Origin of the sequence: Microcoleus sp. CAWBG640, from assembly GCF_020883015.1 — a bacterium.
Taxonomy (GTDB): Bacteria; Cyanobacteriota; Cyanobacteriia; order Cyanobacteriales; family Microcoleaceae; genus Microcoleus; species Microcoleus anatoxicus.
In genome coordinates this window covers 24,867-40,257 of the sequence record NZ_JAHRFC010000049.1, presented here as the reverse complement: position 1 = coordinate 40,257, position 15,391 = coordinate 24,867, and the positions used below count along the sequence as shown (strand labels likewise).

The 15,391-nt window shown below is 45.3% G+C and carries 14 protein-coding genes and 1 pseudogene; 8 read left to right on the top strand and 7 right to left on the bottom strand.

Annotation, left to right across the window (positions count from 1 at the left end):
- Positions 1–196 (bottom strand): annotated as a pseudogene (locus tag AAFP11_RS21210) (IS5/IS1182 family transposase); the annotation flags it as partial.
- 14 nt (positions 197–210) lie between these two features.
- Here AAFP11_RS21210 and AAFP11_RS21205 point away from each other — a divergent pair.
- Positions 211–483, top strand: a complete 273-nt coding sequence (locus AAFP11_RS21205; RefSeq protein ID WP_341738857.1) for a hypothetical protein — start codon at positions 211–213, stop codon at positions 481–483.
- 31 nt (positions 484–514) lie between these two features.
- Positions 515–856 carry a hypothetical protein gene (locus AAFP11_RS21200; RefSeq protein ID WP_341738856.1) on the top strand — a complete coding sequence of 114 codons (342 nt, stop codon included), beginning with the start codon at positions 515–517 and terminating at the stop codon, positions 854–856.
- A gap of 615 nt (positions 857–1,471) precedes the next feature.
- Here AAFP11_RS21200 and AAFP11_RS21195 read toward each other — a convergent pair.
- From AAFP11_RS21195 to AAFP11_RS21180, 4 genes are all read right to left on the bottom strand, one after another.
- Positions 1,472–2,278, bottom strand: coding sequence for an alpha/beta hydrolase (locus AAFP11_RS21195; protein ID WP_341738855.1), 807 nt, complete (start codon positions 2,276–2,278; stop codon positions 1,472–1,474).
- A gap of 137 nt (positions 2,279–2,415) precedes the next feature.
- The gene (locus AAFP11_RS21190) at positions 2,416–3,852 is read right to left on the bottom strand and encodes a mechanosensitive ion channel family protein (protein WP_341738854.1); all 1,437 of its coding nucleotides are present in this window, start codon (positions 3,850–3,852) and stop codon (positions 2,416–2,418) included.
- Positions 3,853–3,927: 75 nt separating this feature from the next.
- Complete coding sequence (locus tag AAFP11_RS21185) at positions 3,928–6,066, bottom strand: adenylate/guanylate cyclase domain-containing protein (protein ID WP_341738853.1); 2,139 nt, start codon at positions 6,064–6,066, stop codon at positions 3,928–3,930.
- A gap of 53 nt (positions 6,067–6,119) precedes the next feature.
- Positions 6,120–6,845 carry a lysophospholipid acyltransferase family protein gene (locus AAFP11_RS21180; RefSeq protein ID WP_341738852.1) on the bottom strand — a complete coding sequence of 242 codons (726 nt, stop codon included), beginning with the start codon at positions 6,843–6,845 and terminating at the stop codon, positions 6,120–6,122.
- Positions 6,846–7,252: 407 nt separating this feature from the next.
- Between AAFP11_RS21180 and AAFP11_RS21175 the strand changes: the two genes are divergently transcribed.
- From AAFP11_RS21175 to AAFP11_RS21155, 5 genes are all read left to right on the top strand, one after another.
- A complete protein-coding gene (locus AAFP11_RS21175; protein WP_340522462.1) occupies positions 7,253–8,479 on the top strand; it encodes an RNA-guided endonuclease TnpB family protein in 1,227 nt (408 codons plus the stop codon).
- 72 nt (positions 8,480–8,551) lie between these two features.
- Positions 8,552–8,866 carry a hypothetical protein gene (locus AAFP11_RS21170; protein ID WP_340522466.1) on the top strand — a complete coding sequence of 105 codons (315 nt, stop codon included), beginning with the start codon at positions 8,552–8,554 and terminating at the stop codon, positions 8,864–8,866.
- A gap of 131 nt (positions 8,867–8,997) precedes the next feature.
- A complete protein-coding gene (locus AAFP11_RS21165; protein WP_341738851.1) occupies positions 8,998–10,725 on the top strand; it encodes a succinate dehydrogenase/fumarate reductase flavoprotein subunit in 1,728 nt (575 codons plus the stop codon).
- A gap of 268 nt (positions 10,726–10,993) precedes the next feature.
- Positions 10,994–11,218 carry a hypothetical protein gene (locus AAFP11_RS21160; RefSeq protein ID WP_341738850.1) on the top strand — a complete coding sequence of 75 codons (225 nt, stop codon included), beginning with the start codon at positions 10,994–10,996 and terminating at the stop codon, positions 11,216–11,218.
- Positions 11,218–11,499, top strand: coding sequence for a type II toxin-antitoxin system mRNA interferase toxin, RelE/StbE family (locus AAFP11_RS21155; protein WP_340522472.1), 282 nt, complete (start codon positions 11,218–11,220; stop codon positions 11,497–11,499). Before AAFP11_RS21160 ends, AAFP11_RS21155 begins: the two co-directional genes overlap by 1 nt.
- Before the next feature lie 70 nt (positions 11,500–11,569).
- Here AAFP11_RS21155 and AAFP11_RS21150 read toward each other — a convergent pair whose 3' ends face one another.
- Positions 11,570–12,442, bottom strand: a complete 873-nt coding sequence (locus AAFP11_RS21150; protein WP_341738849.1) for a Uma2 family endonuclease — start codon at positions 12,440–12,442, stop codon at positions 11,570–11,572.
- Positions 12,443–12,636: 194 nt separating this feature from the next.
- Positions 12,637–13,569, bottom strand: a complete 933-nt coding sequence (locus AAFP11_RS21145) for a tetratricopeptide repeat protein (RefSeq protein WP_341738848.1) — start codon at positions 13,567–13,569, stop codon at positions 12,637–12,639.
- 571 nt (positions 13,570–14,140) lie between these two features.
- Between AAFP11_RS21145 and AAFP11_RS21140 the strand changes: the two genes are divergently transcribed.
- On the top strand, positions 14,141–15,382 hold the full coding sequence (locus tag AAFP11_RS21140; protein ID WP_341738847.1) for a hypothetical protein: 1,242 nt from the start codon (positions 14,141–14,143) through the stop codon (positions 15,380–15,382).
- Positions 15,383–15,391: the final 9 nt, after the last annotated feature.

The following is a 15,391-nucleotide window of genomic DNA, read 5'->3' as shown; positions in this document are numbered from 1 at the left end:
CCCCCAATGCCATCCGAAAGGATTTAGCTGGTGCCCCTTTTTCTGTGGGGAAGTTTTTAGCATATTCTGCTTCAAATTCAGACCACGGGATTATTTGGGCCATTTTTACCCAACGGTTGTCCGCTGACAATTTAGAGCCGTTGGCTAGTTCAAAGTCTAAGGCTGGGAGGAGAGCAAGCTCAGCTTTCTTGTACACGATCGCAGGTGGTTATGCACGGGTTTTGCTCTATTTTACCTGTTTATCTTGCACTAAACTCTCGATCGCGCGATCGAAACCCAGGCCACGTCAAGTGCGATCGATATATTCAGCAAGCCCTAAATAGAGTAGTCCGAGAAGACCACTTACTGGCTGTACATTACTTACATCTTTACTTAGCAAAAAATGAACACATCCCGCAAAATACAGATTGCACTCGGCACAATTTTCCTGTGGTCATCCACATCAATAAGCAGTTTTGCTGCGACCAACTCAATTACCTCTGAAAAGTTTCAGTCAGACTCTGTAAAACTTCCTGTGGAAAGTATTCCATCTAAGCAGTTAAATTCCACACAAGATACTTATTTAATTGCTCAGTCTGGAACTCAGATATACGATATGTTAAACAGGGTAGATTCGTCTCGGGATAAATATTTTCCAAAATTTGAAGATGCCTTGACAAAGCCAGACAGTAAAAAAATATTATTGGAGTTCTGCCCATCTCAACCTCAAGACAAAGTTGACAACTGTTGGCGGATGCTATATAATTGGGCAACGACGAAAGATATGATGGCTATGGACTCCAGTAATTACGCTCTCATGGACAAAATGGGTTCTATAGGCAATGCAGTTAGGGATATTTTGATAAAGAAACGCTAAGAGAGGAAAGGGTTTTGGGGGTTGAGGGTGAATTTTTTGGGAGAAAAATTGCTCGTAACTCGAAAAATTCCCAAGACAGTCGCTAGCAATAATTGGCGATCTACAACTGTTAATCAAGACGTTTTCACAAAAGACAATTGATCTTGCAGCGCTCGCTCTAGTAGGTGCGTTAGCTCTCTTCGTAACGCACCGTCTCAATTATCGGTGCGATGTCTACGAATACGTGCGACGCAGGAATAAATAATTACGTCAGGAAGCGCGTATCTAAAGGCATAGTGCGATCGCCGAGCTTGTAGGGTGCGTTAATGAAATGTAACGCACCATTCGTATCATTAAACTCGGTGGGTTACGCTGTCGCTAACCCACCCTACGTTTTAGGGCGATCGCCGATGGATTTAGCGATCGCATTCTAATCATTGAACTGGTGTAAAGCCAACAGGAAACAAAACTATGTGTACACGAGTGCTATGGACAGGAATGATTGGTGACAAATTTTCTTCAGTATTGTAGGGTGCGTCAGCCCTTTCTCGTTTCCCTTGTAAGCGTAAGTGTTCTAGCTGACGCACCCGGAGCGGCCTCGTTAGTGGTTTAAACGCTCCACAGCTTAACTAATAACTAATGACTGCTGACTAATGACTTATTTGTTAAGAAATTCCGAGCTTGCATAATGGCATGAAGGTCAACATCTGTTTCTAACAAACAAGCATGACCGCTGTTAGCCAGCATCACCATTTCAGCATGGGGAATTACCTTGACTAAAAGCTTCGCTTCGGCTAAAGAAGGTAGAAGCCGATCGGCACCGCTAGCAATTACTAGCGTCGGCTGTTTGATGCCGCGCAACTGATTTTCGTCAACATCAAACGATCGCACCAAAGCCAATCTCCACACAGAGGTGCTTTGAGGTACAGCCTGCATCGCTTCTAGCAAAGCGAGACGTTCCGGCTGCCCAATCCTGCCCAAGGACGCTAACATCGGCAATAAACCCACCACAGAAAGCGGATAAAAACTGGCCGGTAGCCACTGAGTTATGTATGACCCCCACTGTACCCAAGGCTGCTGTCGGAAGGAAGAAGCTGGATTGACTAAAATTAGTCGATCGCACAATTCAGAAGCCTCTAAAACAATTTTCATTGCCAAACATCCCCCAAAGGACTCGCCACAGAGATAAACAGGTCTTTGATTTCCAGCAGCTTTTTCTGCTGCAATTAAATCGATTGTTTCGCTAACGAGTACATCCCAACAAACTTTATCGTCAACGGGCAAAGTCAAGCAGCGAATATCGAAATCCTGAGCTAATTTAGGAATTTGCGATCGCAACAGCAAACCACTACCATCCATACCAGGCAGAAATACAAATAAAGGTAGATCAACTCTCGGCGGTTTGGGTCTTAGAAAACGAACCTTGTTGTTAGCATCTGGCATGATTCAAGTCGCAAATTAAATAGTATGAGGTCGAGAAATTCATTGGTTATTGGCTATTGGCAGCCCCAAGCAAGTCGGAAATCACAAATAACACTTCCTTCTTCTTTATAGCAGTTTTTAATGAGCCCAGATATCGCTTACTCCATTTTCTGATAACTCCATCGATTGCGACCTTGATTTTTTTCGGCTGAGTTTTCTATTCCTTGGGCGAGATGTACAGTTTTTCTCCTTTCTTCAATAAAATAATTCATCTCGATCGCAAATTTGGGATTGCTTTCGATTAGTTGATTCGCTGAATAGCTATCGAGAATAATCACCTGCAAATCGTCGATAACTGTGGCAGTAACTGGGCTGAGTTCCCCCACTAACAGAGCCATCTCCCCAAAGATATCGTCTTTTGACAGATAAGCACAGTCAATCTCGCGATCGTGGATGTCTTTGACTGAAAGTTTAACACTTCCCGATCGGATGATATAAAGCCCTTGATTTTGCTCTCCGATTTTCAGCAGTTTTTCGCCTACTCCATAATCTTGCAAAATCGCTTTGGCTGCGAGTTTGTCGAGCTGTTCCGACTCGATGGCGCTGAAATAAGGGAGCGATCGCAAATAAGCTGCTACGTCTAATTGCTTATCATCCGCCTTGAGAGCGTTCAGGTCAAAATTGTTCCCCTGGATAGAGATGGGCACAGGCGTCGTTAAATTGTTCCGCTTAGCAGCGTAATAAACCCGTGTCATAAAGTCATCACGAACCTGGATCAGATCGATGAAGTTCAAAATATAAAATCTCACTTCGTAGACGATCGCAAAAGAGTCGTAAGATTTGGTAACGACGACCGGCACAGGATCGGATAATATCCCTTCTGTAGCCAGGGCTGCGCTTTGCAGGATGCGTTTCACCAAGTTCGGCGGATATTTATCGGAGAACTTCAAATCAACTGTTTCCGTGTGCAGCGGATCTAGTAAGGTGTAATTGTAAATCGCGTCTTTTCCCAAAACGCTGTTAGGAATAATGATCACGTCTCTATCCCGAGTTTTTAGGCGCACAGCACGCCAGTTCAATTCAATTACCTCACCTTCTTGTTCGCCCACCCGAATCCAGTCACCTATTTTGAACGGGCCTTCAAACAGCAACAAAAATCCCGATACCAAGTTGCTTAGCGTGTCTTGTAGTGCCAGTGCCATGACGAGGGAACCGATACCCAAGGCTTCAGCTACTTTACTTAAATCTACTGCCCACACGCCACCGAGAATATAAGCGGCGATCAATAGAATTATGCCGATGCGCGTCACCTCAAAAAATAAACCTGGTATGTATATCTGCCAAGGCTTTTTTCGGCTTCTGGGAGTTAGCACCGCATTCACCAGCGACACACAAGTCACAATTGCGGCAATCCAAAACACTGTTTCGACAATTCGTAAAGATGCGTCAGCCTTGGTAAACCCAAAGAATTCTCGCATCACCAAGAAGACTGTTAAACTTGGCAACAAAAATCTGCGAACGTTTTCCAAAAATTTCGCTAGGGAATTCGCGTGCTGATCCAAGCGCCCGATGCCTTCTGCGAGGGCAACATTCAATATCGGGAATCCTATGATGAAAATTATTCCCCAAATCCACAGCGATCGCTCTATCACTTTTTCAAACCTCCATTTTTACTCAGAATCAGCAATAGCCAAGATTTTTTTTCTCAAAATCCAGATGGGCAACTTGCCTTTTGTCTCAGATTCAATTTCTTTACCATTCTCAAAAGGATATAACTCGTGAATGCGATCGTACACTTCCTGCGTGACTAGAATAGTCTGGGGTTGATTTTGGTTGTTCAAGTATCTGGCAATATTCACAGTTTCGCCCCAGATATCGTAAGTAAACTTTTTGGTGCCGACAATGCCCGCCATCACCGCACCTGTATTAATGCCAACACAGAGGCTCAATTTAATTTTGTATTTGACATTACACCGATCGACTATATCTAACATCGAAAGAGCAAAATCTACCACTCGCTTTTCGCGATCGAGTCTAGGGGTTGTCAGCCCGCAAACAGCGAAATAGCGATCGCCGATCGTTTTCAACTTTTCCACATCATGTCCCGTGGCTTCTTCATCAAATAAATCGACTAATTCATTCAGAATCTCCGCAGTTTCTTCCACATCCTTATGTTCCGAAATTTCTGCGAAACCAAGCACTCTAGCAAACAACACCGTAAGTTGGGGAAACTTGTCAGCGATTGGTGCTTCGCCTTTTTTCACCCGATCCACAACCGCCCTGGGCAAAACATTCAATAGTAGTATATCGATCTCGCGGTCTTTTTGGGCGATCGATTGATTTTTTTCGCGCAGAATCACCAGCATTTCATTAAAAGTTCCCCCAAGTTCGCCAAATTCGTCGCTAGAGTTCTGTTGAAATTCAGTATCGAACTTGCCCACCCCTACTTCACGCGCACCTGCAATCATGAGATCGATCGGCTTCACTAAATTAGCAGCCACAATACTCGCTAAATAAGTAATGATCAGCATGAGAATGACGGTAGCCAGCAACAGATATCTTTCTAAATTCGACATCGACTCATAAGCTTCCGTCAGATCCATCTCCGATAAAATTGCCCAATTCACTCCCTTAATTTTCAGGGGCGAATAAGAACTCAGCACAGGTATGCCCCGATAGTCATCAACAATCTGAGTGCCTTCCTTGCCGCCCAGCGCTTCTCTCGCCGGTTTTGTATCCACCTTCTGTAAAAAAATCGAGGTATCTAGCTGTTCGATCAATTGAATAGTGTTTTCTGGTGTCCCGCTTGCACGCAAGGCTTTTTTATAGCCGGCTGCATCCTCAATCAGAAAACGCGACATCGAACGCATCAGCAAATCCTCTCCCACTAGGTAAGTTTCTCCCGTCTTTCCCAGTCCATCTCTCTGCCAGTTTTTGTTACCTGTCAAGACATTATTAATCTCGTCAATTGGCAGTTGAATCGCCAAAATTCCCACTAAGTAAGAGCCGTCATAAATCGGGCCTGCGATGAAGGCTGCCGGTTGTCCGTAGGAAGGGCGATAGGATTGGAAATCTACGATTTGGACAGATCCGCGATCGGGATTTTTTCGCACAAGATCAACAACCTTTGCTAGACTGCTTTCCCAGTAAGGCCCATTGCTCAAGTTCGTACCAAAATCCGTCTCCTTATAAACCGTATATGCGATATCTCCGGTTTTGAAATCAATCAAAAATAAATCGTAATAGCCAAATTTTTCAACTAAATTGTGAAATAGTTCGTGATATGTGGCATGAGATTTGCTGTATTCACTACCGTCCTTGGCATCGTTTAACTTTTCTTTTTCGCCAACTGGATTGGAATTCTTAGCGATGTAGTGATACTGGAGATATTTAGCTGCTTTACCATCGGGACGATAAGTTTGAAAGTTTGGCACGCCTTCAATCGCTTTGGATAATTTTGGAAAGAAATTTTTAGTATAATGTTTTTGTAATGTCGCGTCCAAATCTGCTTGAATTTGTTTTTTTTGATTGAGTTCTTTGAATCCTTGATTAAGCTCAATCATTGCTGATACAACCATGCGATCTTCGCAAAGCGTATCGATATGATTTCGCAGATTTTTGAAGTATGATTCAATCTGATAAGCTTTGGAAGCTCTGACGCTAGTTAACTGATTAAAAGTTTTGTCTTTGAGCGTACCTCTTGCCTTGCTCCAAGCCAGAAAGCTAATAATTAAAATTGAACTCAAGCTTAGGGAAATGAGAACAATCGTGAGCTTTGATTTTACACTTAATTGGCTGACTTTTAACATTGATTATCCGGGGTTTATTTAGTATCTTTTAACAGTTTCTAGTCAGTCTACTGCTAAACACAACCTCGCTGGAGTAATTGTGTAATTTCCCCGTGACAATGTTCTGTAAGTTCAGCCACAACTGCTTTAGCTTGTTTCCCTTGATATTGCTGTTTTCGATCGCCCGTAATCCAATACGGATGGCCAACAAAGACATTAACTCGTTTGTAAACTATCACAGGATGCCATCCAGGGCTATCGAACAACGGTTCTGAAGGATCGAACAAACTCAACAATTTTAGTGGTAAGCCCGATCGCACCGACTGTTCCTCAAAAGAACTAATCGCGATCGGCAAAATCACCAAATCCCGCACCGGAGCCCGCAAAGCCAAATGAGCAAATCCCCGCTGAAACTTCCCGACAGTATGCGGTTGAGTAAAATTCACCATCGGTTCCGCACCCTCTGGAAACACCCCCACCATCTCCCTATTTTGCAGCAGCGCCGTCGCCTGAGAGAAAAAATGCTGCTGTCGGTGTTCCGGTTCCTTTAAGGGAAAAGCCCCAAAAGTAGTTACCAATTCCCGAACCACGGGGACTTGACCCATGTAATGATGACAAGCAAACCGGATCGATCGACCCAAAGCCGCCGTCAGCAACACTGGATCTAAGAAACTGCGGTGATTGCTAACCACCAATACCGGGCTCTCTTGCGGGATGCGATCCTCCCGGTGTAAAAACATTTGCGTTCCCAAAGTGGCTAGGAAAGAGCGTGAAATCAGCAATGTGCGATCGGGCGACATAGGCAAAAAGACAGGTGCGACCCTCTGAAAGTTAATTTCATCTCCATATAACTTAACATTTCTTTACCAAATTGGCGATCGGTCATAAAGTAGATTTTTCCCTAAATTTATAAAGTCTTGTTGCGACCTCTCTAAAAATCTTTGGAACCGCAGTCAAACCAAGTTAGCTTAGCAGACGGGAATCCCCACACTATATCGCTTCGATTAGTGTGGGATCAAAGGTACGTGAATCGACGATTCCATCCGCCACAAGACGTAAAAGCGAAAGCTAGCAGGCGATGGCGGATGGATGAGGAGATCATCCCTTCGGCGAGCGTGAGGGGGCATCGCAAATTGTTGGCTTTTCTAATATTTTTTGTTATGATAAACTTAGACTAATCAAAAAAGCAATCTAAGTATTGTGCATTGTGCTGAAAGCTGTCAAAGTCCGAATCTACCCTACTATTGTCCAGCAAGCATACCTTGCTAAGGCTTTCGGTTGTGTGCGTTGGGTCTGGAATCAGTCTTTGGCTATAATAACCGCAACCTATCAAGAGACTGGCAAAGGCGTTACCGCCATGACCATAAAAAAGTCAATACCCTTGTGGAAAACTGACAATGAATGGCTATCTGAGTGTTACTCTCAGTGTCTTCAGCAATCGGTCTTGAATCTAGGTGTAGCCTTTGGCAACTTCTTTGATGGTCGCGCCATGTATCCAACATTCAAGAAACGCCAAGGGAAGCAATCTATTCAATACCCTCAAAATGTCAAAGTATTGAGTAATTGTGAGATTAAATTTCCGGGTTCGTTGGGTACTGTCAATGCTAAAGTTCATCGGGATATTGAAGGTAAAGTCAAAACTGTGACTGTATCCAAAAATCCTGATGGGAGATACTTTGCTTCCATGCTTGTGGATGATGGCATTGAATGCCCAGAATCTAGCTCTGAGGGTAATGTGATTGGCATAGATTTAGGTCTAACCGATTTTGCAGTTACATCAGAAGGTTCTAAATATCAACATCCAAAAGCTACAAAGAAACATGAAAAAAATTTAGCTCGTAAGCAAAAAAAGCTGGCTCGCAAAAAAGATAAAACCACAAATAATCGTCGAAAAGCCAAGCTGGCCGTAGCTAAAGTTCACTCAAAAACCAAAAGAGTCCGCGAGGATTTTCTGCACAAGCTATCGCGCAAGATAGTAGACAAAAACCAAGTCGTAGTAGTAGAAAATCTGGCAGTCAGAAACATGGTGAAAAATCATTGCCTAGCCAAATCAATATCTGATGCTGGTTGGGTAATATTTTGTACTATGCTTAAATATAAAGCAGAAATGGTGGGGAAAGTTTATCTAGAAATAGGTAGATTTTTTGCATCAACTCATCTTTGCTCAAATACTTTGAAGCCACTGCCAAAAATGGATTTATCTGTACGAGAATTTGACTGTCCACACTGTGGCAATCGGCACGATAGAGACATTAATGCCGCGATAAATATCAAAAATGAAGGCTTGCGCTTATTGACGTTGGGAACCAGCGTTATTGCTCCTGAAGGCTATGTAAGACCAAAACAGTATGGACGCAAATCTACTACTGTGGTGGCTGTGGTCGTTGAAGGGAGAAGCCTCCGTCATACCGGTACGACCCTTGACGGCGGGTAGTTCACGCTAACTAGACTAAGAAATTTCAAGTATTTTCGCGCAAGTCCTAATAGCAACCTCGCCAGGCCCAAAATGAATAACTTGCATAACTATCGCCTCAGATGCACGCTGACCTTCGGCGACATTTACGGTCAAATCGTTATTTGGCTGATTGTGATCTTTATGAGTCTCGCCTCCGCCCTCGCCTTGTGGAGTAGCGCCCGTCAAATCTACGCCTTAGCCACCGTCGGATTGATCTTAGTCCTGTCTCTACCCTTCCTGCTGTTTGCGTTTGTGACGACTTTGCTAAATCACATCGAAGTCACAGCCGTAGAACCCGCTACCGAATCCAAACCATCCGCTAGCGCCAATTTACCAGGCCAAAAACCTGCCCCAGCAGTGGGCTAATCCAGCTTACAGATTTTTAATTTTCAATAAAGTTAAAAATCAAAAGTTAAAAACTTCCTTACCTTTGCGTGAGGATTTTTTTTGTGCATCAGAATTACATATACAGCAGAACACTCAACATTACTCAAAAAATGCTAGAACACGACGTAATCATTGTGGGCGGCGGTTTAGCAGGTTGCCGCGCCGCGGTGGAAATAGCCCGCACTGACCCCAGTTTAAAGGTAGCTGTAGTTGCCAAAACTCACCCGATTCGATCGCACTCCGTCGCAGCCCAAGGCGGCATGGCCTCCAGCCTCCAAAATGTCGATCCCGAAGACAGTTGGAAAGCCCACGCCTTCGACACAGTAAAAGGTTCAGACTATTTAGCCGACCAAGATGCCGTAGAAATTCTCACCCGCGAAGCACCAGGCGTAGTCATAGACTTAGAACACATGGGAGTCCTTTTCTCTCGCCTCCCAGATGGCAGAATAGCCCAGCGCGCTTTTGGCGGACATTCCCACAACCGCACCTGTTACGCCGCCGACAAAACCGGTCACGCCATCCTCCACGAATTAGTCAACAATCTCCGCCGCTACGGAGTTCACATCTATCAGGAATGGTACGTCACCCGCCTGATTTTGGAAGCTGGCCAAGCTAAGGGCGTAGTTATGTACCGCCTGCTAGACGGTCAAATTGAGGTTGTGCGCGCTAAAGCGGTGATGTTTGCTACGGGGGGTTATGGCCGGGTTTACAACACGACATCGAACGATTACGCCTCGACTGGAGACGGTTTGGCGATGACTGCTATGGCAGGATTGCCGTTGGAAGATATGGAATTCGTGCAGTTTCACCCGACTGGTTTGTATCCCGTGGGAGTGTTGATTTCGGAGGCTGTGCGGGGCGAAGGGGCTTATTTGATTAATTCCGAAGGGGAACGCTTTATGGCGAACTATGCCCCCTCGCGGATGGAATTAGCGCCTAGAGATATTACATCTAGGGCCATCTCCTTAGAAATTCGCGCAGGCCGAGGAATCAATGTTGACGGTAGTGCCGGCGGCCCGTTTATTTACATGGATTTGCGGCACATGGGACGGGAAAAAATCATGAGCAAAATTCCGTTTGCTTGGGAAGAAGCCCACCGTTTGTTAGGAATTGATGCCGTAAATCAGCCGATGCCCGTCCGTCCTACAGCTCACTATTCAATGGGGGGAATTCCGACTAATATTTGCGGGCAAGTTCGCAGCAGTGCTGAAGGTTTGGTGGACGGTTTTTTTGCAGCAGGGGAAGCAGCTTGCGTGTCTGTTCACGGCGCGAACCGTTTGGGGAGTAACTCGCTTTTGGAATGCGTTGTTTATGGCAAAGTTACAGGTGCAACCATAGCACAATTTGTGCAAAATCGCAAGCTGCCATCTGTAGACGAACAGCATTATATCAAGGAAGCAAGCCAGCAAATTCAAGCACTTGTAGACCGTCCCGGCAAATACCGCATCAATCAAATTAGGCAGCAGTATCAAGATACGATGACTGAGTATTGTGGCGTATTTCGTAGCGCCGAATTGATGCAGGAAGGTTTGACAAAACTGGAGGAATTGGAGCGAAAATATCAGGAGGTTTATTTGGATGATAAAGGTACGTTGTGGAATACGGAAATTGTCGAAGCCTTGGAGTTGCGGAGTTTGATAATTGTGGGGAGAATGATTTTAACTTCTGCTTTGAAGCGGCAAGAAAGTCGGGGAGCTCATTCGCGAGAAGATTTTCCGCAGCGGGATGACGGCAATTTCTTGAAGCATACGCTGGCTTATTATTCACCTGCGGGGATTGATTTGGCTTATATGCCCGTGGCGATTACGATGTTTGAGCCGCAGGAACGTAAATACTAGAAGCTCGTTTGAAATCCTTGTTCCTGTGCTGAACTTGGGAACAAGGAAAATCTTACACACAGCAGAAGTTAAAAAGGCTAGGATATGATAAATTTGGCTAAAATAAATAAAAAATATTTTGGTTCAAATGAAAGTAATATCGTTTCCGGCTACATCGGAATGATTTAACCGCAGAGAACACAGAGGACACAGAGGGAGAGAATAGAGAGATGAATAATTCAGATGCTACCGGATTTGATATAATCTGGTAATTTACGGAACAATAACTATGAGTAAAATGACACAGACATCTCAATTCCAGCAAGCTCTTGAAGCTATAGAAGTTTTATCATTAGAAGATCAAGCCCTGCTTCTAGATATTCTTCAGAACCGTCTGCGACAACAGCGACGAAATGAATTACTTAAGGAAGTCGCAGAAGTTCGTCAAGAATATGCTGAGGGCAATGTTAAATTTGGTTCGGTAGCCGATTTTATGGCGGAGTTGGATGATTGATGAAAATTGGTTGGACTCCCAAATCTATTCGTAATTTCAAAAAGTTAGTTCGTAAAAATCATCAGCTTCGCCTTTTAATTGAAGCTACGCTTGAACTTTTGTCTGAAGACTGCTTTAATCCCAGCTTGCGAACTCACAAACTCACAGGAGATTTATCGGGTATCTGGTCGTGTTCCATAGATTATGATTATCGGATTTTGTTTGAGTTTGCGATCGATCCAGAAAATGAAGAGGAAGCTATTTTATTGCTCAAAATGGGTTCTCATGATGAAGTCTATTAAGACCGATCGCCCTTTTCCTTTATTCTATAAAAGCAGGTTTTGAACAGGCAGGATGCCTGTTCCACAATAATTATGCCAGATGTCTATTATCCCTAACTTCCTCCACCGATAAACTTAACGCCTCCGCCACTTGTTCGGCACTCAAACCCATTCCCAACAATCGGGGAATTGCATCCCTTCTTGCCTGAGCTTCAGCTTGTCGTGCCTGCTCTGCATTCTCGGCTCTTTCCCGCTGTTGTTCCCCTCGCAATTTCTCCAATTCTGCCCTTTCATCGCCAATCAACAGCAAATTACCTTCCTCATCCCACCAGCGCAGCCAAAGCATGGTTTGATTTTGATAACTGCCTTGCCAAAGTCCCAATTCTACGCCTAAAGGTGCGATCGCAAAATGACCCCGCTGATTGAGTTCTAACAGTTGATAATATCCATCAATCAACCGATAAACATCTAATCTGCCATTATTAACTTGGTAGATGCCGTAATAGGGAATTCGCATCACTCGCTCGTACACCCAAAACTTGCCAGGTTTCGTTATTAGCCCTTCATCAGTGCGCGATAAAGGAGTACGATCGCGCTCTTCATCCCCGTTCCCGCTAGCAAATTCCAACGCAATTAACGGTGCTATATGTTCCCGCCATAGCACGTAGGAACGGCGAATTTGACCGTCTAAATTTGGCGGGACATGGGGAACGTAAAACCAATCAGGAGCTTCTGCACCTTTCTCTGGTGGCTCGGTTTCTCGCCAGTAAATACCGCAGTCTTGACCGATCGCATATTGACCATCGGGATGCCGTTCCTGCAAAATTGGTCCGATCGAATCAGTTAAAATTAAACTTTGTGGATGCTCCTGAAAATTTTTCACAAAAGTACCATCCGACTCTGGTAATTGAGTGTGGTCTGGAAAAGCAGGAGGTAGAACAATGCGGTCAACGCTTTGGGTCATAATTCCCTCCGAGGTTGTGTCTAATTGGCAATCCGATTTGAGATTTTAGATGGAGAGAGTGTTCTAGTTTTAGTGCGTTGGGACTAGAAGAATTATTTAACCGCGAAGACGCGAAGGACACGAAGGAAGAAGTAAGTGCATGAATTTTAAACTCTTGAACTCAAAACTCACGCACTCAAAACTCAAAACTATCCTTAAGGCTTAGGTAGTGAACCTTCAGGACTCGGTGAAGCGGTCGATTCAGGAGTTGATGAAGCCCCCGGTTTCGGACTCGCAGCAGCAGCAGGAGAAGGCTTGGGAGTATCGCTAGCTAACTGATTGATTTGGTCTTTATAGTTAGGAGGAGCTAACTCCGTAGCCTTAGCAAATAGGGTTTTTGCTTCATCTTTTTTGCCCTGTTCTTTAAATACGATCGCCTTTCCTAGAGTCGGGCGAAAATCCTTGGGATTAGCTTTGGCAGATTCGTCATAAATCGCGATCGCCTCGTCAAACCGCTTCCCGACAGCATAAACCTGTCCCAAAATCAACTGCACCGAAGTTGTATCAATACTTCCCGGTTTTGCCTGATTCGCAGCGGGAGCTGCTTTGAGCGTATCTTGCAGCAATCCGATCGCAGCTTCTGGCCGCTGCTGCACTAACAACAAATTCACCAACCCCTGCAAAGCCTTAATTTCCCCCGGCTTAGCCGCCAAAATAGCCCGGTATGCCTGAGCCGCACCTTCGCGATCGCCCGTGCGTTCCTTAGCCTGAGCTAGTAAAATCCCGTATTCAGTAGTTTCAGGATTCAACTTAGCCAACTTTTCCAAAGGAGGCACCACATCTTTAATGTCCCCCACCCCTTGTCCGATCAATTCCAGCCGCACCTGTAATAGGCCTCGCAAAGCAGTTACATTGTCGGCCTCGCGCTGCAAAACCAATTCGTAACCCCTCGCCTGAGCTTGCAGCAACTCTGATTGCTTTTCCCCACTTGCCGCCGTCTGAGTAGGCGTTGGAGTTGACCTAGTTTGGGCTTGGCTTCCCTTGAGAATGCTGTCCAAAAGTGGGACCAGAGAAAATCCCAAAAAAGCGATGAGGGACAGCACCACCACCACAGTAATCAACCCACGACCCTTGTTTGTTTTATCCATAATTCAACTTGTTCAGCTTAAAATTTACTATTTTCGGACATTGAAGGCATCACCTGGTGCCTAAGCCAAGTCCATCAGGTTTTTAATTTTAGGGCCCAACTGTGACAAAGCAATCTTTTGCTTGCAGCTAATATGGTAACAGACCCACAACTTCATGCTAGCTAAACAATTTTGGACACTCAGACCCGCAGCCCCAAGGATTGCGCCGTCGGTCCAATTTAGTCTGGTCGAGCTAAAAATTACCAAAAATATGGCGGATCAGCCCGTTCGGTAATTGGATTAAGTAAAATAGGCAAGCTGAATATCCTAAATTCTATTAGCCAGCAACTCCAACCACAGGGCGATCGAATTGACGATCGGTCAGCAACTCCTAAAGTCTTTACCAACAAGGATTTTAGCAGCCAACGGACTGCTCGACACTCTACCACCCCTTGAAAGTTGGGGTTGACGGGTCACAACCAGACCAGAGAGCCCTGTGCTCGCCTGTAAGGTGCTAGTAGTTTTGAAAGCAGTGTCTTCAGTTTATTCCTAATTTCCCTCAAGGGATGTGTCTCCGCTGCAAGGAGTTTTTATGAACCCCTCTCCAAACCGCTCTTCCAAATCGCCCAAATCTACTTCAACTCGCAAGGCTCAGCCTCGCGAACTGGCCGTCAATCCGCCCAAAGATACAGTTTCCGTTCCTGAGACACCAGAGGAAAGTCCACAGCCAGAGCTGTTGGCAGCACCGGTTGACCAAAATCAACTGCCAACGGCAACTGATGCCCCAGCATCCAAGGACACTCTGCAACGACCACGCTACACTTCTCCCCCCAAGGAGGAAGCAAAGCCAAAAGATCCACCTAGGGATGCTCCCGCACTCTCAGAGCCAGCACCCCCTTCTCCATCTACCAGCGATACTCCAGCAGTCTCTGTATCGCCCACCGTCACATCAGACTCTGGTGAGCAGGACAGTTCAGCCACCGATGACATACCCGCAGTGATGCGCCAACATCCGATTCCTCCCCCCAGCGAACCCAGACAGTACCGAGCTGTTGGTTTGGTCCGGGGCCGCTACACCCAATCTGAAGAACATTTCACGCGGGGTATGCTCATCGCTGCTGACGGAACTGCCATAGACGCGGTTTTGCTGGGTAGAGTCATGAGTTTAGTCAAAAATCACTTGGATTTGGAACAAGAACACCTGTGGGTGGTCTATCCCCGCACCAGGCAAGAAGATGGTAACTTACACGCCCAGATTATGGGAGTCTGGGAACCTGAAACACTCAAAAAACCTTCGGAAACTTCGTCAGATGAGGAAAGTCCTGTTTCCGGCGAAATTGAGAGCAGTTTAATATCCTCCATCCCCTCTCTCCCAGAGTCTGAACCTAATGTTGAAGATGGCTATTTTTCGATTAGAGGTGAGGTTATCTATCAATCTCACGATCGAGAAAAGTATGTCATCGTCAAAATTAAGCAAGCTCCCCGCAAGAATGAGGACAAGATGAAGTTTTTTAAGTTGAAACTTCAGGGGGATTTAGCCACAAAGGCGATCGGGTTTTTTTGGGATTTCCATGTCAAGTTACAGGCTGACAATCTCATAATTCAGCAGGCTAATAATATTGGGGCACTGCCGATCAAAAAGCGGAAATTCCCCCCTGGCGAAAAACCCCCCGGCTTCCGAGGAGGCGGAAATAAACGTCCATATACTCCTAGACCCAGTGGTGACGGCGCTCCTGTAGGGCGTCCAAACATCAAGCCCTCAGCCTCCGCGCCCCCTGCTCGTAAGGAACCTCTTCCTAAACCAATGAAGAAACCTAAGCCTGTTGAGGAATAACAAATAGGG

What these genes read in the sequence shown, in the direction of transcription:
- AAFP11_RS21205 (WP_341738857.1), top strand. Translation starts at nt 211, where the DNA reads ATGCACGGGTTTTGCTCTATTTTACCTGTTTATCTTGCACTAAACTCT.
- AAFP11_RS21145 (WP_341738848.1), bottom strand. Translation starts at nt 13,569, where the DNA reads ATGGATAAAACAAACAAGGGTCGTGGGTTGATTACTGTGGTGGTGGTG.
- AAFP11_RS21195 (WP_341738855.1), bottom strand. Translation starts at nt 2,278, where the DNA reads ATGCCAGATGCTAACAACAAGGTTCGTTTTCTAAGACCCAAACCGCCG.
- AAFP11_RS21185 (WP_341738853.1), bottom strand. Translation starts at nt 6,066, where the DNA reads ATGTTAAAAGTCAGCCAATTAAGTGTAAAATCAAAGCTCACGATTGTT.
- AAFP11_RS21180 (WP_341738852.1), bottom strand. Translation starts at nt 6,845, where the DNA reads ATGTCGCCCGATCGCACATTGCTGATTTCACGCTCTTTCCTAGCCACT.
- AAFP11_RS21170 (WP_340522466.1), top strand. Translation starts at nt 8,552, where the DNA reads ATGAATAACTTGCATAACTATCGCCTCAGATGCACGCTGACCTTCGGC.
- AAFP11_RS21150 (WP_341738849.1), bottom strand. Translation starts at nt 12,442, where the DNA reads ATGACCCAAAGCGTTGACCGCATTGTTCTACCTCCTGCTTTTCCAGAC.
- AAFP11_RS21160 (WP_341738850.1), top strand. Translation starts at nt 10,994, where the DNA reads ATGAGTAAAATGACACAGACATCTCAATTCCAGCAAGCTCTTGAAGCT.
- AAFP11_RS21140 (WP_341738847.1), top strand. Translation starts at nt 14,141, where the DNA reads ATGAACCCCTCTCCAAACCGCTCTTCCAAATCGCCCAAATCTACTTCA.
- AAFP11_RS21155 (WP_340522472.1), top strand. Translation starts at nt 11,218, where the DNA reads ATGAAAATTGGTTGGACTCCCAAATCTATTCGTAATTTCAAAAAGTTA.
- AAFP11_RS21165 (WP_341738851.1), top strand. Translation starts at nt 8,998, where the DNA reads ATGCTAGAACACGACGTAATCATTGTGGGCGGCGGTTTAGCAGGTTGC.